The organism is Plantibacter sp. AC185 (assembly GCF_979258065.1).
This window is the reverse complement of the sequence record NZ_OZ409831.1, coordinates 3,792,005-3,808,461: the sequence shown is the minus strand read 5'-3', so window position 1 is coordinate 3,808,461 and position 16,457 is coordinate 3,792,005. Positions and strand designations below refer to the sequence as shown.

Genomic DNA, 16,457 nt, shown 5'->3' with positions numbered 1-16,457 from the left:
CGCCGGCTGTACGGCCGCTCGGAAGCTTCCGACGATGGACGGGCAGGTCAGCCGATGCGCTGCTGCGCGCGAGCCCTCGCCCAGCGCTCCGCCTCCGCGAGCGCCTCCCGGGTGAGCTCGCCCTCGGGCGCCTCGTGGTCGTCGACGACCGCGCGGACGGTGTCGAGGATGCCGAGGTAGCCCAGCCGACCCGCGTGGAAGGCCGCAACGGCCTCCTCGTTCGCCGCGTTGAACACGGCCGGATAGGTGCGACCCTGCCCGCCCACGAGCTTGGCCAGCCGCACCGCCGGGAAGGCCTCGTGGTCGAGGGGCTCGAACGTCCACTGCTGGCGCGAGGTCCAATCGAGCGGGACGCCGACGCCTGGGACCCGGTTGGGCCAGTCGAGCCCGAGGGAGATGGGGAGCCGCATGTCGGGCGGGGAGGCCTGGGCGATGGTGGAACCGTCGATGAACTCGACCATCGAGTGGACGATCGACTGCGGGTGGACCGTCACCTCGATGCGGTCGTACGGGACGTCGAACAGCAGGTGCGCCTCGATCACCTCGAGACCCTTGTTGACGAGGGTCGCCGAGTTCGTCGTGACGACGAGACCCATGTCCCAGGTGGGGTGGGCGAGCGCCTCGGCCGGCGTGACGCCGGCGAGCGACGCGCGGTCCCGTCCGCGGAACGGTCCTCCCGAGGCGGTCAGGACGAGCCGTCGCACCTCCGTGGCGGTGCCGGATCGGAGGGCCTGGGCGATCGCGGAATGCTCGGAGTCCACGGGCACGATCTGGCCGGGTGTCGCGATCCGCCGGACGAGGTCGCCACCGACGATGAGCGACTCCTTGTTCGCGAGCGCGAGCGTCCTGCCCGTCTCGAGGGCCGCGAGGGTCGGGCCGAGCCCGATGGAGCCCGTGATGCCGTTCAGCACCACGTCGGCGTCGACGCTGCGGATGAGCCGCTCGGCGTCGGCCGCGCCCAGGGCCGTGTCGTCGACGTGGAAGGCGGCGGCCTGCTCGGCGAGGAGCTCGGCGTTCGAGCCGGCCGTCAGGCCGACGACCTCGAACCGGTCGCGGTCACCCCGGATGACGTCGAGTGCCTGCGTGCCGATCGAGCCGGTTGATCCGAGGATGATGACGCGTCTCACGGCGGTCAGTCTACGTCGGCGGCGGTGCGGGCCGCTCAGCCCGCGGCGGGAGCCGTGGTGCTGCTCGCGTCGAGGATGTCGATGACGAACACGATGGTGTCGTCGGCCTCGATGCCCGCCTGGCTGTTGCCGCCGCTCGGTCCGTACCCGAGGTCGGGTGGGATGACGGCGATGATCTGCGACCCGATGTGCTGGCCGGCGATGGCGCTCGAGAAGACCTTCACCACGGCGGACAGCTGGAAGTTGGTCGGTCCGTTGCCCCAGCTCTCGTCGAAGACCTCGCCGGTCCGCCAGTTCACACCCTGATAGTTGATGATGACCTCGGCGTCGGGCTGCACCACCGCTCCGTCGCCCTGCTTGAGGACCGCGACCTGGAGATCGGCCGGAGCGGGCTCCTCGGGGATGGTGACCGTGGGTCGTCCGGCGGTGTCGAGCTCGACCGCGGGCATCCCGGCGACGGGCTCCTGCGGGACGCCGTCCGCCTTGGCGTCGCTGTGCACCGTGCTGAGGACGTCGGCCACGACGACCAGCGGCTGGTCGGCCTGGACCGTGCCGTCGCTCGACCCTGCGGAACCGAACCCGTCGCCCGCCGTGACGAACGCCGCGACGCGCGATCCGACGTTCGTGCACTCGACGGCGCGGACGAGGCCCTTCAGGTACTTCTGGTCGTTGACCACGATCGCCGTCGCCGGGCTCGCACCGTAGGCGGTCTGCGCGACGATCGACCCGGTCACGGCGTTGTAGATCGACATCTCGACGAACGTCGTGTCGCCGGGATCGACCCGCTCTCCGTCGCCCTTGGCCACGATCGTGCGTTCGGTCGTGTCTGCGGCGAGGGTGCCCTTCGCGAAGGTGACCTCGGGGATCGAGCCGAAGTCGCCACTGACGCTGATCGCCTTGGACGCCTTGCCTGCGCTCGTGTCGGCGCACTCCCCCGGACTGGGAAGCGCTTGCGACTGCGACGTCGCCGAACTGCACGCGGTCAGCGACACGAGGGACGCGATGACGGCCAGAAGGCAGAGGCTCTTGCGCACAGGGGAACTTTCGGTCGTTGCTGAGGGGTCGGTCCAGTTTCACCCACCAGGCTCCATGCTGGCTGACAGCGCGCCGAACATCCGCGGTGGGCGGTCACACGTGAGTATGCCGGGTCGCGCATGCGTCGGCGGGTACAGTCGTGCGCATGGCCGATGAGGAGCAGACGCAGCGACGCGCCCAGGAACCCTCCGACCAGACCACGGTCGAACCGTCGACGGACGACACGGTGGCCACGCCCTCGAAACCCGGTGTCGTCTACTACTTCGGACGAGCCGTCCTGAACACGACGGCGAAGCTGCTCTACCGCCCCAAGATCATTGGTCGGAAGAACGTCCCGAAGCGTGGGCCGGTCATCCTGGCGAGCAACCACCTCTCGTTCATCGACAGCATCGCGATCCCGATCAGCGCGCCACGACGGGTGCAGTTCCTGGCGAAGTCCGATTACTTCACCGGACGCGGTCTGAAGGGCTGGGTCTCGCGCACCTTCTTCACCTCGATCGGCGCGGTCGGGGTCGAACGTGGCGTCGGACAGGCGGCGCAGGAGGCGCTCGACCAGGGACGCCGGATCCTCGAGAGCGGCGAGGCCTTCGCCATCTACCCCGAGGGCACCCGGTCGCTCGACGGACGGCTGTACCGCGGCAGGACCGGTGTCGCCTGGCTGGCACTCACCACGGGCGCGACGGTCGTCCCCGTGGGCCTCATCGGCACCGACGACCTCATGCCGGTGGGCACCACGATCCCGAAGTTCAAACCGGTCACGGTGATCTTCGGTGAACCCATCGACGTGAGCCACCATGGCCCGGCGACCTCAGGACGCGCCAGACGCAAGGCGACGGACGAGATCATGGCGGCGATCCACGCCCTCACCGGCCAGGAGCTCGCGAACGCCTACAACGAGTCGCCGCCCGCCGACACCGTCGAGCGCATCAAGCGCGCCTTCCGCCCGGAACGGCTCTGAGCCGCGGCGTCGGTCCACTCCTCAGGTGGTCGTCGCGACGACGATCGTCGGCTCATGACGGACCGGGAAGTTCACCGAGTTGGCGATGAAGCACAGCTCGTTCGCGCGGGCGTGCCCTGCACGCGCCGCCTCGACCATCGACGCATCGGCGACCGTGACCTGCGGACGCAGGACCACCTCCGTGAACGCACCGCTGCCCGCGCCGTCCTCGACCATGGTCCCGACGGCGTCGTCCGTGTAGGCCGTCACCACGACACCGAGGGTCACGGCGACGTGCAGGTAGGACAGGAGATGGCACTGGGCGAGGGCCGCGAGGAGCAGCTCCTCGGGGTTCCATCGACCCGGGTCGCCGCGGAACGGTTTGTCGGCCGAGCCCTCGAGGTCGTGCTTCCCGGCGGCCGTCACCGTGAGCTCCCGTGAGTAGTCCCGGTACCCGCTCGTGCCCGTCCCGAGGTCTCCGTCCCAGCGGACGCCGATGGTGTAGTCGTGGTGGCCCGTGATCATGCCACCAGTATCCCACTGGCCTCCCCACCGCGGCCCGCGTTCGCGGCCCCGCTGTCGGGAGGTCGCGCTACGCTGGAGGACTATGACTGACACGCTCGACACCACGGACCAGACGACCGCCTCCGCCCCCAGCGTGACGCAGGAGCGTCGCATCGTGACGGCCGTCCCGGGCCCGCGCTCGCAGGCGCTGCACGCCCGCCGGACCGCGGTCGTGTCCGATGGCGTGTCGAGTGTCCTCCCGGTGTACATCGAGCGCGCGCACGGCGCGATCGTCGTCGACGTCGACGGCAACCAGTTCATCGACCTCGGTGCCGGTATCGGTGTCACCACCATCGGCCACACGGAGTCCTCCGTGGTCGGCGCCGTCCAGGACCAGGCGGCCGACGTCCTGCACACCCTGTTCACGATCACCCCCTACGAGGAGTACGTGCGCGTCGCGGAGCTGCTCGCCGAGCACACCCCGGGCGACTTCGCGAAGAAGTCGGTGCTCGTGAACTCGGGCGCCGAGGCGGTCGAGAACGGCGTGAAGATCGCTCGCAAGTACACCGGTCGGCGGGCTGTCGCGGTGCTCGACCACGGCTACCACGGTCGCACCAACCTGACCATGGCGATGAACTACAAGGCCGCCCCCTACGCGACCGGCTACGGTCCGTTCGCCGGCGACGTCTACCACGCCCCCAACTCCTACCCCTACCACGACGGCCTGTCCGGAGCTGCGGCTGCGGCCCGCACCATCGCCTACCTCGAGAAGCGCATCGGTGCCACCGACCTCGCATGCCTCGTCGTCGAGCCGATCCAGGGCGAGGGCGGCTTCGTCGTCCCCGCGGAGGGCTACCTCCCCGCGCTCCAGGAGTGGTGCACGGCCAACGGCGTCGTGTTCATCGCCGACGAGATCCAGAGCGGCATGGCGCGCACCGGCGAGTACTTCGCGAGCTCGCACTTCGGCCTCGTCCCCGATCTCGTGCTGAGCGCGAAGGGCATCGCCGGCGGTCTGCCGCTCGCGGCGGTCACGGGGCGCGCCGAGATCATGGACGCCAGCCAGCCCGGCGGGCTCGGCGGCACCTTCGGCGGTAACCCCGTCGCGTGTGCCGCGTCGGTCGCGGTCTTCGAGTCGATCGAGTCCCGCGGACTCCTGGCCGAAGCGGATCGCATCGGTGCCACCCTGACGGCGGCGCTGCTCGAGCTCCAGGGCAAGTACGACATCATCGGCGACGTCCGCGGCATCGGCGCGATGATCGCGATGGAACTCGTCCAGCCGGGTACGGCCTCGACGACGAAGGAGCCCCACCCGGCCGCCGTCAGCGCCATCGCCGCAGCCGCTGCGCAGCAGGGCGTGCTCGTCCTCACCGCCGGCACCTACGGCAACGTCCTCCGCTTCCTCCCGAGCCTCGCCGTCTCCGACGAGCTCATCGCGGACGCGATGACGGTCATCGATCAGGCGCTCGCAGCACTGTGAGCACGGCGGTCCCCCAGACCTTCGGCGTCGCGGACGCGGTGGAGTTGGCCGTCGTCGAGCGCAGCGGCTTCATCGAGTCACGACACGCCGGATCGGCGATCGTCCTCGGGCCGGAGGGCGAGGTTCTCGCGAGCCTCGGAGCACCGGACGCACCGGTCTTCCCCCGCTCGTGCCTCAAGCCCTTCCAGGCGATCACGATCATGAACGCCGGAGTGTCCCTCGAGGGCGCTCAGGCCGTGCTCGCGACCGCGAGCCATGCGGGGACCCGCAAGCACGTCCAGGTCGTGCGCAGCATGCTCGGCCGGGCTCGGATCGAGGACTCGGCGTTGCAGTGCCCGGCCGATTGGCCCGGTGATCGCGCGTCCCGCGACGAGCTGGTCCGGGACGGCCTCGGCACGAGCCCCCTGTACATGAACTGCTCCGGGAAGCACGCGGCCATGCTGCTCGCCTGCGCGCAGAACGGGTGGGACCAGGCGACGTACCTCGAGCCCGACCATCCGTTGCAGCTCGCCGTCCGGGACACCGTCGAGCGCTTCACCGGCGAGAAGCCCGCCGCCAGCGGGGTCGACGGCTGCGGGGCGCCGGTCTACGCGATCTCCCTGACCGGACTCGCACGTGGCATCGGACGCGTCGTCAACTCCTCCCCCACCTCGCCGTTCGCCCTGTACCGGAACGCAGGGCTGCTCACGGCGGCGGTGCTCGCCAACGGCTGGGCACTCGATGGACCCGGTCGGGCGAACACGCTCGTCATCGAACGCCTCGGCCTGTTCGCGAAGCTCGGTGCGGAAGGCGTGATGGTCATGTCGGCACCCGGCGGCGCGACCGTCGCGCTCAAGGTCCTCGACGGCTCGCTCCGGGCCTCGACGATCATCGCCCTCCGGCTGCTCGTCTCGGTCGGAGCGCTCGATGCGGCCGCCGTCGACGCCCTCGAACCGGAACTCGACCTGGCCATCCACGGCGGAGCCGCCGTCGTCGGCCGGATCGCCGTCACCGCGGTCTGACCGCCCGGCCGACAGCCTCGGCGGCTTCGGGTCAGGAGCCGAGTAGGTCCACACGCATCGCCTCCTGTCCGGCCCGCCACCACCAGGCACGGCCGCTCGCATAGCCGAGGAGCGGCGGGAGCTCACGGCTCCTGGTCACCTGCCGGAAGTCGGCGGCGGAACAGCTGTGGACCAGCAGGTCGGCACCGGCGGTGCTCGGCGGAAGGTCTCGCCCGACGACCAACCGGCCCGACAGCCACGTCTCGGGGTCGACGAGGACGACGATCGCGGCGTCGTCCTCCAGGACGTCGCTCTCGATGCCCGCGACGCCCGCGAGCGGTGCGGACGGGAACAGGTGCGCTGCCGGTTCGATGAGCCGCACGCGTCGCTCCGTCCCGGTCGAGCGCTGCAGCATCGCCCGGACCGCTCCGGTCGCGCGCGTGACGATGACGGTCGCGCGTGCCGGGCTCGGCCGCCAGCGGTGGACCCCGGGCGCAGAGGACGGTGACGTCGGCGACGGTGGAGCGAGCGCGATCTGCACCTCCGAGTCCTGCCAGTGCGCGCGGCCGGCGGGTCGGCGTGGATCGAAGCAGGAGGCGGGTGCGCCGGCGACGAGATGATCCTGCCGATCGGCGAGGCGGAGGACCAGGGTGCTGCCCAGCTGAGCCGAGAACCGGTGGACCACACCGCCGAGCCGGGAGGCGACGAGGACGACGCTGATGCCGCGGCGTCCCCCGTCTCGAAGCAGGCCGAGCAGTGCGTCGCGGAGTGCGGCGCCGTGCTCGTCCCCGGCGGTCGCGAGGAGCGACTCCACGTCGTCGACGAGGAGGAGGGTGCGCTCGGTCGGGCGGAGCGGATCCGACAGCGCCATGACGGTGTCCCAGGCCTGCTCGGCATCCTGGCCGACGCGCTCCACGCGGAAGCGATCGCGCGCGCCGACCTCGAGCGTGTCCAGCAGGGTCGTTCGACCGGAACGTCCGGTGCCGAGCACCAGCAGCGAGCCGTCGTGCTCCGGACACCACACCGCGGGGCGTTGTGCCTGTTCCTCGGGGAGGTCCGCGAGGCCGAACACGATGCCCTCCCCGGGAGGACAGTCGACACCGGTGCGCTCCGAGCCTCCGGCACGTCCCGCCTCGATCGCAGAGACGGCGCTCAAGGCCAGGCGTGCCGGCAGGGGGTCGAGCCATGGTCGCCGAGGTGCAGGCGCGTCGCGCCAGCGCTCACGGACCGCGAGGATGTCGTCGGAGGTGGTGACCGCGGACTGGAACACGAGTCGTCGGTCGCCGTTCCAGACGATGCAGCGGCCCGGCGTTCCGGCCGGGATCGCGGCCGCATCGGGCACACCGAGGATCGCGGCGCTGTCGGGGCGCGAGGTGACCCGGAGCGAGAGGCGGAGCGTGCAGTTCGCGAGGATGGCGTCGGCGGCGACCGCCGCAGGTCGCTGACTGCAGAGGATCAGGTGCAGGCCGAGTGATCGCCCGCGGGCCGCGAGGTCGGCGAACACCTGATGGAGGTGCGGGCTCGCGTCGAGCAGCGCCTGGAACTCGTCGACGACGACGACGAGCCGTGCCGGGCGATGTTCCGGCAGGAGCACGGGGTCGAGCAGGTGCCGCGCCCCGTGTGCGGCGAGCACGCGCTCGCGGTGGCGCAGCTCGGCTCGCAGACTCGACACGACGCGGTCCGCCGCCCCCGGTTCGAGGTCGGTCACCATCCCGACCACGTGCGGCAGGGTCTCCACCGCTTGGAAGGAGGCGCCGCCCTTGCAGTCGACGAGGAGCAGGGAGAGCTCCTGCGGCGAGCACTGCGCGGCGAGAGCCGTGATCCAGGTGATGAGCAGCTCGCTCTTGCCGCTCCCGGTCGTGCCGCCGACCAGTGCATGGGGTCCGTCCGCTCCGAGGTCCAGCAGCTGCACGCCCTCGACGCCGGTGCCGATGGCGACCCGGAGCGCATCGGGCCGCCAGTCGGATCCCGCCGGCGGGCGACGGCCCCGCACCGGATGCACCTGCGCGAAGGCGACGTCGGTCGGCAGACTCGAGAGGGTCGGGGACTCCCCCGTCGTGAGTGCGGCGGCGGTGAGCGCCCCGACGACGTGTTCCGCCTCGGCTTCCGCGAGCAGGGTTGGCGACACCGGCACGGACGAGGAGGCGCCGGTACCGTCGGCGAGGACGGTCTGCCCGTCGGTATCGAGGACGAGCAGGTGTCGGCAGCGGGTGGGGATGAGCTCGACGGTGTCGGACAGGGCGACGAGCACACCGCCGATCGGCGGGCGTCCTCCCGAGCGCCCCGCGGCGGACCCGACCGCTTCCCAGCGTTCGACGACCGAGACGAGGGTCGGCTCCGCCGTTCGCCCACCGGGCATCGGGTCGGCGGGGTCCGAGACCGCACGGTGCGGGAGGCCCTCGAGGAACGCCCAGGTGCGGTCGTCGGGAGCCGCGGGCTCACCGGAGAACTGCGCTGCCTGCGGCGGGAGCTGTCGGGCGAGCTGCAGGAGGATGCTGCGGGCCACCGCGCGCGCGAACACCTTCCCACCGACGATGCCGATCCCCTCGACCGCGTCGACCACGACCGGCGCCTCGGACAGCCGTGCCGCCCACTCCCATCGGTCGTCGTCCGCCCCCGCGTCCACCCGGACGGCACTCCTCGTCTCCCCTCGCCCGACGCAGACGAGCGTGCGGCGGGCCTCCGGTACCCGCCACCTGGCACGATCGGGTCCGTCGATGACCTCGAGGAGCCGACCGGCAGGGTGGAGTGCTCGCAGTTCCTCGCGTTCCTCGGCGTGTGCTCGCGCGATGTCCTGCTCCAGCTCCAGCGCCGCAGCGTCATACGCCGCGCGCGCCCGCCGTCCGCGCCGACGTCTGGTCCAGCGTGCGTCGATGTAGCCGGCGACGGCGATCAGGGGCCCGAGCGCGGCGAAGACGAGGGTCACGGGTGAGCCGGTGATCGCGAACAGGGCGACCGACCCGACGACCGGGGCGAGACTTGCGAGGATCGGGAGCGACCCGGTGGGCGGCTCTGCCGGCGGGCTGGGGGCACGGAGGCGGGCCGGCGTCGTCGCGGGCCGGTGCGAGGTGGTCGCGGAGGGCGTCACGTCCGAAGGGCTCATGGCTCCAGTGGAGCACCCTGCGGCCCTGACCGGCTGACGGGACGGTCCGACCGGGCGCGAAGCCCGCGCGAGCAGCGGCTGTGGAGCGGGCTCAGGAGGCGGGCTGCTCCACGCTCTCGTCGACCGCCGCGATGTCGAGCACGATGACCGAGACGTTGTCGCGTCCGCCGTTGTCGAGGGCGGCACGCAGGAGGAGTTCGGCCGCGTCGACCGGCGTGGCCCCCTCGGTCAGGAAGTACCAGATCCCGTGGTCGGTGAGTTCCTTCGTGAGCCCGTCCGAGCAGACGAGCCATCGGGCACCGGTCTCGATCGGGAAGAGCTCGACGTCAGGTACGGGGTCGTCCGACGGTCCGACGGCCCGGGTGATCATGTTGCTGTTCGGGTGGAACTCCGCCTCCTCAGGGCTGATCGCTCCCGCGCGGATCAGCTCCTGGACGATCGAGTGGTCTTCGGTGACCTGAACCAGCTCGCCGTCCTGCAGCCGGTACACCCTGGAGTCGCCGATGTTGAAGACCGCGACGCGCCCCTCGCCCTCGTCGGCCGTCAGCACGACACCGGTGACGGTGGTGCCCATGCCGAGTTCGCCCTCCTCCGCGGTGTCGATCATGTCCGCGACGGCCATGCGCAGCGCGTCGACGAGGCCGTCGACGGTGAGGATCTCGGCTCCCTCGGTGGCCTTGGTCAGGCGGTGCGCGACCGCGGCACTCGCGACCTCGCCGGCGGAGTGCCCACCCATGCCGTCGGCCACGGCGAACACGGGAGGGAGCGCCACGAAGGCGTCCTCGTTCAACTCGCGTCGCTTGCCGACATCGGTCATGCCGGCCCACGCGAGTGAGACTCGACGCCCGCCGGGCAGCGTGACGATCCGTTGCCCGTGCTCGGTCACGTCTGCTCCTCTAATACGGCTGGCGGTGGCTGATGCACCCTCGACGATAGTACGGTACCGGCCGACCGCAGGACCGCCCCACCCGGCTCGGCGGATTCCGTCCGGGGATCGGCGACGACGGATCCGGACGCCGGGGTCGGTCGGTCCTGCGGATCCGCTTGCCGCGACCCGTCCACGCTGTCATGATCGACGCATGACACGAGCGAGCTCCGATGCACCGGCGAAGGCGGCGCCGCCCGACGACACCTCGAAGGCGATCATCGAGCAGCTCCAGACCGACGGACGCCGCTCCTACGCCGAGATCGGGAAGGCCGTCGGACTCAGCGAGGCCGCGGTGCGGCAACGGGTGCAGAAGCTCACGGAGTCCGGCGTCATCCAGATCGTCGCGGTGACCGACCCGATGCAGCTCGGTTTCACCCGACAGGCGATGATCGGCGTCCGGGTGACCGGTGACACCCGCGTGGTCGCGGACCGCCTGTCCGCGTTGTCGGCCGTCGACTACGTCGTCCTGACCGCCGGCTCCTTCGACCTGCTGGTCGAAGTGGTCTGCGAGGACGACGAGGAACTGATCGCGCTGCTGAACGACGAGATCCGCACCGTCGACGGTGTCTCCGGAACGGAGACCTTCGTCTACCTGCGCCTGCACAAGCAGCTCTACGACTGGGGCACCCGCTAGAGGGGATCCCCGCACCGGCGCAAGCCGTCCCCAGTATCACGTTCCGCCACCCCCGACAGAGGTACGCTCAACCCATGCCCGCGAAGCCGATCGGAGAACGGACTCCCCCGTCCGGCCCGTCGGCGTCGGGTGACACCGCCTCGGCACCCGGTCTCGCGGACACCGGGCCCACGAGAACGGGCCCGCACGCGGTCGAGGTCCCACGACGCGTCGGCCGGATGACCGGCTACAGCGCCTTCCCACAGCTGCTCTTCGGCCTGGCGGTGGTCGCCATCCTCTTCGCCACGCTCCTGTTCCAGGGCGTCGACGACAACTCCGTCCTCTTCTACATCGGGGTGATCCTGGCGTTCATCGCGACGGCGCTCGCGCCGATCGTGCCGTGGCACCAGGTGCCGCGGCTCCTCATCGCGCTCCCGATCCTCGACATCATCGCCATCGCGCTCATCCGGCAAGGCGAACCCCTGATCGGCGCGGGACTCCTCTGGGTCTTCCCGACCATCTGGATGGCGACGGCCTTCGGCCTCGCAGGTGCCGTGACCGCCATCGTGCTCGTCTGCACGTCGAGCTGGTCATCCCTCGCGATGACCCCGGGGGACATCACCATCGCCAACCTGCCGGCGCTCGTCATCCTGCCCACGGTCCTCGCGTTCGTCGCCGTCTCCACCGCGATGACCGCGAAGCGGACGGAGGCGCAGCGCGTGCTGCTGAACAAGCAGGCCGGACAGCTCGAGACCGCCCTGGGGCGTGCACAGGACCAGGAGAGCCGCCTCGCGGAGATCCTGAACGCCGTGAACTTCGGCGTCGTCCGCTTCGACCGCATCGGAGCCCGGGCGATGGTGAACCGGTTCCAGACGCGGCTGCAGGACGAGGTCGGCGAGCTGTCCGACGTCAATCCCGCACTCCCGGTGTGGGCCGAGGACGGACTGACCCTCCTCCAGCCGCAGGACAAGCCGTACATCCGTGCACGCCGTGGTGAGGAGTTCGAGAACCTCACGGTGTGGCTCGGCGCCCCCGGTACCGAGCGGATCGCCCTCGCCCTCACCTCCCGCCGCCTCTACGACCACGAGGGCGGCTACGACGGCACGGTCCTCGTCTCACGCAACGTCACGAGCGAGATCAACGCGATCCGCGCCAGGGACGACCTCGTGGCCTCCGTGTCGCACGAGCTCCGGACGCCGCTGACGTCGATCCTCGGGTACCTCGACCTCGCGCTCGACGACCCGGGGCTCCCACCGCGGGTCGCGAAGCAGCTCACGATCGCCCAGACGAACGGCGATCGACTCCTCGAACTCATCGCGGACATCCTCGCCGCCTCCCGCGACGTGAACCGGACCATGGTGCTCGAACGCTCCGAGTGCGAGCTCCGGGAGATCGTCGACCGCTCGGTCGAGTCGTTGGCGCACGTGGCCGCCGAACGGAGCATCACCATCGTGCGCCACGACGAGGAGGCCGTGCCGTTGTTCGCCGACCCGTTCCGCCTCCGGCAGGTCGTCGACAACCTGCTCTCGAACGGCATCAAGTACAACCGGGACGGCGGCGAGCTGAGCGTCGGTGTCACCGCGGAGGGCGACACCGCCTGGGTCATCGTGCGGGACACCGGCATCGGCATCTCCGAGGAGGACCAACCGAAGCTCTTCGAGCGGTTCTTCCGCTCCGACCTCGTCCGCAACTCCACGGTGCACGGCAGCGGTCTCGGCCTCGCGATCAGTCGGGACATCGTCCGTCTGCACGGCGGCGACCTCACCGTCCACAGCGTGCTCGGTGAGGGCACGACCGCGGTCGTCCGTATTCCGAGAGGCGGCACCGAATGACCTTCGACAGCCAGACCGTCGCGGTGATCAATGCGCTCGTCATCTTCGTCTGCGGCGCGACGTTCATCGTCAACACCTTCATGCGGAAGGACGACGCGAGCGGGAGGGTGTGGTCCGTGTCCTACATGGCCGGGATGTTCACCAGCTTCTCCTACGTCGTCAGCGCCCTGAGCCAGGAGGCCTGGTGGGCGATCGCCGCCGGGAACGGTGGATACGTGCTGAGCATCGCCGCCCTGTGGTCCGGCGCGCGGCTCTTCAACGGCAAATCGAGTCTGCTCTGGGTCTCACTCATCGGGACGGCGGTCACGATCGTCGCCGCGCTCGCCGCCGGCCCCTCGGGAGGCCCCTGGGCGGGCGCGCCTGCGACGTTCCTCTGCATCGCCCTCTTCGCGGGCCTCGGCGCGGCTGAGACGCTCGTCGGCGCGATGCGGGACAACCCGACCACCCGTGGTTTCACCATCGTGCTCGGCATCGCGTCGGCGTTCTTCGCGGCTCGGCTGGTCGCACTCCTCGTGGAGGGGCCGGACGGTTCGTTGTTCACGACGCTCTTCGGGACCGTGGCCGCCTCGCTGCTGCTCATCGCGCTCCTCATCGTCGCGACCGTGGTGCTCTCGGTCCTGCGGGCCGAGCGCGCCGCACCCGCCAGCCGACGGCACGGGAGCATCGTCGCGTACACGGGCGACGACGTCCTCCTCCAGGAGTCCTTCGTCCGGATCGTCGACGACTGGCTGGAACGGGCGAACTTCCATGACGAGCAGCTCGCGATCCTCCACGTCCGGCTCGACGACCTCGATGAGATGAAGACGGCGTTCGGAGCAGCGTTCAGCAGTGAGGTCGCCGAGGGGTTCATCTCCTCGGTCCGTCGGTACGGCCCGACGCTCTCCGACATCGGCGAGGACGGCGCGGGGTGTCTCCTGATCGCGACCCCCGCAACGGACGCCGACGTCGCGCTCCAGGCGGCCAAGGGCATCCAGGACGGCCTGCTCGACCACCCCGTCGAGACCACGCCGCGCCTGCGCCCGACGGCCAGCATCGGGATCGCTCTGACCGACTACCTCGGGTACGACGTCGCCGTCCTCACGCGTGCCGCCAGCGACGCCAGCCTGCGTGCCGCAGCGTCCGGCGGGAACCGCACGGTCCTCGCCTCGTCCTCGCCGACGGGCCGCTGACGGATCGGATCGAGCTAAGTCAGGCGGGCGGGGCGATCGCGATGGTCAGGGTGTCCACCGCAGTCTGCTTCGCATATTCGGCGGACGTCGGCGTCGCCTGCACCAGCAGCTCGTAGGTGATCGTCAAGGTGACGCCGGTCGCGGTGCTGTCCACCTCGGGGAGGACGAACGTCTGGCTGTAGCTGTACGGTGCCTTGATGAGGTACCCCGGTGCCACCGTCGACTGGTCGGTGAACGGGGCAGGCGACTCCAGCTGCCCCTTCGGTCCGTGGACGGTCGTGGTGAGCGTCACCCGCGAGAGATAGAGCGCCTGGAGGTCGTCGGGGTTGAGCACGCCGCTGAGCGAGAAGCTCACCGGTTTGTTGACGTCCGCGGTCCACGCGTCCATCGACAGTGTGGACCAGTAGTCGACCGTGAGGGTGGCGGAGCCCGCCGTGAGCGTGTGCTTGGCACTCCCGCTCGCGAGTTCGTTGGTGATCGCACTCACCGTCGGCCTCGGTGTCTTCGACACGCGCGGCGAGCTGGTCGGCTGCGCGCCCGGCTCCTCCCACGGAGGCGTCCCGCAGGCGCTCAGCCCGAGGACGAGCGCGGCGGCGGTCGCGGCCTGGAGGGCGTGCCTGACGTGCCGGTTCCGGACCGGGCTTGGGTGGTTCGACATGAGGCTCCTGGCGGGTGTCGGAGGGATGATCGAGTGACCCTCGAGGGTCCGTATGACCCACGAACTGGGGCCAGCGCGAATCTTGAGGAAATCCTGAGCCGACGCTATCGCATTCACGCGCGAAAGCCGCGCCCAACGCGGCAGAGTTGCAACTGCAGCGCGAACCGTTGCACTCGACCCACTCGGAACAGGACCCCTGATGTCAGAACTCGAAGCGCGACCGGACAGCTCTCGGCCCAACGCCCAGCAGCCTGACCCTCGGTACATTCAGACGCAGCCGCTTCTCGCGCCCGAACTTGAAGCGTATGCCAACGAATTCATCGACTCGGTCAACTCGCTCCCCGAGTACCGCGCGACCATCGGGTGCATCATCCCCGCCTACAACGAGGAGGAGTCGCTGCCGGCGGTGCTCGCGTCCCTCCTCGAGCAGACGCGGATGCCCGATGTGATCCACGTGGTCATCAACAACACCACGGACCGGTCGGTCGACGTCGCCGCGCCCTACGCCGGCCCGCACTCCCGGGTCGACGAGGACGGCTACGAGCAGTTCACCGAGGTGTTCATCCACGACATCGGGAAGAACCCCGACAAGAAGGTGGGCGCGCTCAACTACGGCTTCACGCTCGTCGAAGGCTACGACTACCTGCTCGGTGTCGACGGTGACACGGTCGCCGACCCGACCGCGATCGAGTCGCTCGAAGCCGAGATCGTCTCGGACAGTCGCATCGGCGGCATCTCCGCGATCTTCTCGATCGACGACGAGCCGTTCAAGAAGCAGCTCGTCCCGGCGTTCCTCATCGCCGGCCAGCGCACGCAGTTCGCCGCGTTCAACATGCAGAACATGCTCCGAGGCCGCAACATGGCCGTGCTCGGCGGGCAGTACTCGATCTTCTCCGTCCAGGCCCTGCGCGACGCCATGGAGCAGAACCACCAGTCCACCCCGTGGGTGAAGGACTCCGAGGTGGAGGACTCGCTCCTGTCGCTGCAGATCAAGAGCGCCGGCTACCTCACGAAGATCAGCGCCCGTGCCCGTGCCGACGTCGGCGGGATGACCACGGTCCGCTCCCTCGACGCCCAGCAGGTCAAGTGGAACTACGGCGCGATCGAGCTCATGTGGCCCGGCCAGCGCGGCGACACCAAGGGGCAGCCGTTCCACCCGAACCTCCGACTGCGGTGGCTCGAGAACGCGGAGATGCTCCTCAACATCGTCACGCGCATCCTCTTCGTCGTGCTGCTCGCCGGGTCGCTGTCGATCCACGCCTTCGTGTTCAGCCCCGTGTGGCTCATCCCGCCGCTGGTCGCCATCTTCCTCAACCTGCGCATCGCGCTGTCGATGAAGAAGCGGAACGCCCGCGACATCCTCTTCGCGGTCCTCATCTTCCCAGCCGAGTTCTACATGTGGATCCGCATGGGCCACTTCATCCGTGCCTGGTCGAAGTTCGCGTCGAACAAGAAGGTCGACAACTGGGCCGAGCAGGCGAAGGCAGAACGCGGCTCGGGCAACGCGCACCTCGCGCCGCTTCTGTTCGTCCTCGCCGCCATCATCGCGATCGTCGCCGCCTGGACCCAGCTCTCCCCCGTCGTCCAGTCCACGATCCTCTGGGCGGGCTGGCCGGTCCTCGGCGTCATCACCGTGCTGCAGACGCTCAGCATGTTCGGCAAGCTCATCCGTCGTCAGCGCGGCTACCGCGTGTGACGTCCCCCGACCCGGGCACGGTCGACGCCGACGAACTGCGCAGGTTGCTCCGAGAACTCTCGGGCGACCTGCGCAGTCGTCGTCGGTTCGTCCAGACCTACGTCGAGATGTGGCCCACCCGTCTGGCACGTCTGGGAGCAGCGCTCGACGCCGACGACACCGACGAGTCCAAGGTCGTCCTCCTCAGCATCCGCTCCTCCAGCGTCATGCTGGGCGTGATCGGGGTGGCCGGACTCGCGAGTGCCGGTCTCCAGGCGATCGAGCTGGGGCGACTCGAACGCGCGCGCGAGATCCACACCGCCCTCCAGGAGGTCGGCCGTCGCAGCTGCGAACGGCTGCTCGAACTCGACGCGGCAGACGCAGCGGAATCCTAAGCTCCGTCCACCAGGCGTCGTTGG

Annotated in this window: 14 protein-coding genes; 8 read left to right on the top strand and 6 right to left on the bottom strand. The window is 70.2% G+C overall.

Annotated features, from left to right (window positions below; genetic code table 11):
- Positions 1-47: 47 nt before the first annotated feature.
- Both ACZZZB_RS17715 and ACZZZB_RS17710 read right to left on the bottom strand, forming a co-directional pair.
- Positions 48-1,127, bottom strand: coding sequence for a 1-deoxy-D-xylulose-5-phosphate reductoisomerase (locus ACZZZB_RS17715; protein WP_079707173.1), 1,080 nt, complete (start codon positions 1,125-1,127; stop codon positions 48-50).
- A gap of 35 nt (positions 1,128-1,162) precedes the next feature.
- The gene (locus tag ACZZZB_RS17710; RefSeq protein ID WP_463530383.1) at positions 1,163-2,161 is read right to left on the bottom strand and encodes an FKBP-type peptidyl-prolyl cis-trans isomerase; all 999 of its coding nucleotides are present in this window, start codon (positions 2,159-2,161) and stop codon (positions 1,163-1,165) included.
- A 146-nt stretch (positions 2,162-2,307) separates the two neighbouring features.
- Here ACZZZB_RS17710 and ACZZZB_RS17705 point away from each other — a divergent pair, with 146 nt between their 5' ends.
- Positions 2,308-3,120: a lysophospholipid acyltransferase family protein gene (locus tag ACZZZB_RS17705; RefSeq protein ID WP_138944661.1), complete on the top strand. Its 813-nt coding sequence runs from the start codon at positions 2,308-2,310 to the stop codon at positions 3,118-3,120.
- Positions 3,121-3,141: 21 nt separating this feature from the next.
- Here ACZZZB_RS17705 and ACZZZB_RS17700 read toward each other — a convergent pair whose 3' ends face one another.
- Positions 3,142-3,624 (bottom strand): OsmC family protein, encoded by a 483-nt coding sequence (locus ACZZZB_RS17700; RefSeq protein WP_086473942.1) that lies wholly within the window; start codon positions 3,622-3,624, stop codon positions 3,142-3,144.
- 82 nt (positions 3,625-3,706) lie between these two features.
- On the opposite strand from ACZZZB_RS17700, the gene gabT reads away from it, so the two are divergent.
- Complete coding sequence (gene gabT / locus ACZZZB_RS17695; protein WP_463530382.1) at positions 3,707-5,080, top strand: 4-aminobutyrate--2-oxoglutarate transaminase; 1,374 nt, start codon at positions 3,707-3,709, stop codon at positions 5,078-5,080.
- A complete protein-coding gene (locus ACZZZB_RS17690) occupies positions 5,077-6,081 on the top strand; it encodes an asparaginase (protein ID WP_426738501.1) in 1,005 nt (334 codons plus the stop codon). The genes gabT and ACZZZB_RS17690 overlap by 4 nt, the downstream gene beginning before the upstream one ends.
- A gap of 31 nt (positions 6,082-6,112) precedes the next feature.
- Here ACZZZB_RS17690 and ACZZZB_RS17685 read toward each other — a convergent pair whose 3' ends face one another.
- A complete protein-coding gene (locus ACZZZB_RS17685) occupies positions 6,113-9,163 on the bottom strand; it encodes an FtsK/SpoIIIE domain-containing protein (protein WP_463530381.1) in 3,051 nt (1,016 codons plus the stop codon).
- A gap of 91 nt (positions 9,164-9,254) precedes the next feature.
- Positions 9,255-10,049: a PP2C family protein-serine/threonine phosphatase gene (locus ACZZZB_RS17680; RefSeq protein WP_229939081.1), complete on the bottom strand. Its 795-nt coding sequence runs from the start codon at positions 10,047-10,049 to the stop codon at positions 9,255-9,257.
- A 193-nt stretch (positions 10,050-10,242) separates the two neighbouring features.
- Between ACZZZB_RS17680 and ACZZZB_RS17675 the strand changes: the two genes are divergently transcribed.
- The 3 genes from ACZZZB_RS17675 (at position 10,243) to ACZZZB_RS17665 (ending at position 13,705) form a co-directional block, all read left to right on the top strand.
- A complete protein-coding gene (locus ACZZZB_RS17675) occupies positions 10,243-10,725 on the top strand; it encodes an Lrp/AsnC family transcriptional regulator (protein WP_064295326.1) in 483 nt (160 codons plus the stop codon).
- Between the two features lie 74 nt (positions 10,726-10,799).
- On the top strand, positions 10,800-12,536 hold the full coding sequence (locus ACZZZB_RS17670) for a sensor histidine kinase (protein ID WP_159879183.1): 1,737 nt from the start codon (positions 10,800-10,802) through the stop codon (positions 12,534-12,536).
- Complete coding sequence (locus ACZZZB_RS17665) at positions 12,533-13,705, top strand: diguanylate cyclase domain-containing protein (protein WP_079707181.1); 1,173 nt, start codon at positions 12,533-12,535, stop codon at positions 13,703-13,705. Before ACZZZB_RS17670 ends, ACZZZB_RS17665 begins: the two co-directional genes overlap by 4 nt.
- A gap of 19 nt (positions 13,706-13,724) precedes the next feature.
- Here ACZZZB_RS17665 and ACZZZB_RS17660 read toward each other — a convergent pair whose 3' ends face one another.
- The gene (locus ACZZZB_RS17660; protein ID WP_229939078.1) at positions 13,725-14,363 is read right to left on the bottom strand and encodes a hypothetical protein; all 639 of its coding nucleotides are present in this window, start codon (positions 14,361-14,363) and stop codon (positions 13,725-13,727) included.
- A gap of 199 nt (positions 14,364-14,562) precedes the next feature.
- Here ACZZZB_RS17660 and ACZZZB_RS17655 point away from each other — a divergent pair, with 199 nt between their 5' ends.
- Together ACZZZB_RS17655 and ACZZZB_RS17650 are read left to right on the top strand one after the other, a co-directional pair.
- Positions 14,563-16,059: a glycosyltransferase family 2 protein gene (locus ACZZZB_RS17655; protein ID WP_079707182.1), complete on the top strand. Its 1,497-nt coding sequence runs from the start codon at positions 14,563-14,565 to the stop codon at positions 16,057-16,059.
- Positions 16,056-16,433, top strand: a complete 378-nt coding sequence (locus tag ACZZZB_RS17650) for an Hpt domain-containing protein (protein ID WP_079707183.1) — start codon at positions 16,056-16,058, stop codon at positions 16,431-16,433. Before ACZZZB_RS17655 ends, ACZZZB_RS17650 begins: the two co-directional genes overlap by 4 nt.
- The last annotated feature ends 24 nt before the right edge of the window (positions 16,434-16,457 follow it).

Excerpts from the sequence above, each read along its gene's own strand:
- ACZZZB_RS17705 (WP_138944661.1), top strand. The coding sequence starts at position 2,308 with ATGGCCGATGAGGAGCAGACGCAGCGACGCGCCCAGGAACCCTCCGAC.
- ACZZZB_RS17700 (WP_086473942.1), bottom strand. The coding sequence starts at position 3,624 with ATGATCACGGGCCACCACGACTACACCATCGGCGTCCGCTGGGACGGA.
- gabT (WP_463530382.1), top strand. The coding sequence starts at position 3,707 with ATGACTGACACGCTCGACACCACGGACCAGACGACCGCCTCCGCCCCC.
- ACZZZB_RS17685 (WP_463530381.1), bottom strand. The coding sequence starts at position 9,163 with ATGAGCCCTTCGGACGTGACGCCCTCCGCGACCACCTCGCACCGGCCC.
- ACZZZB_RS17675 (WP_064295326.1), top strand. The coding sequence starts at position 10,243 with ATGACACGAGCGAGCTCCGATGCACCGGCGAAGGCGGCGCCGCCCGAC.
- ACZZZB_RS17670 (WP_159879183.1), top strand. The coding sequence starts at position 10,800 with ATGCCCGCGAAGCCGATCGGAGAACGGACTCCCCCGTCCGGCCCGTCG.
- ACZZZB_RS17665 (WP_079707181.1), top strand. The coding sequence starts at position 12,533 with ATGACCTTCGACAGCCAGACCGTCGCGGTGATCAATGCGCTCGTCATC.
- ACZZZB_RS17660 (WP_229939078.1), bottom strand. The coding sequence starts at position 14,363 with ATGTCGAACCACCCAAGCCCGGTCCGGAACCGGCACGTCAGGCACGCC.
- ACZZZB_RS17655 (WP_079707182.1), top strand. The coding sequence starts at position 14,563 with ATGTCAGAACTCGAAGCGCGACCGGACAGCTCTCGGCCCAACGCCCAG.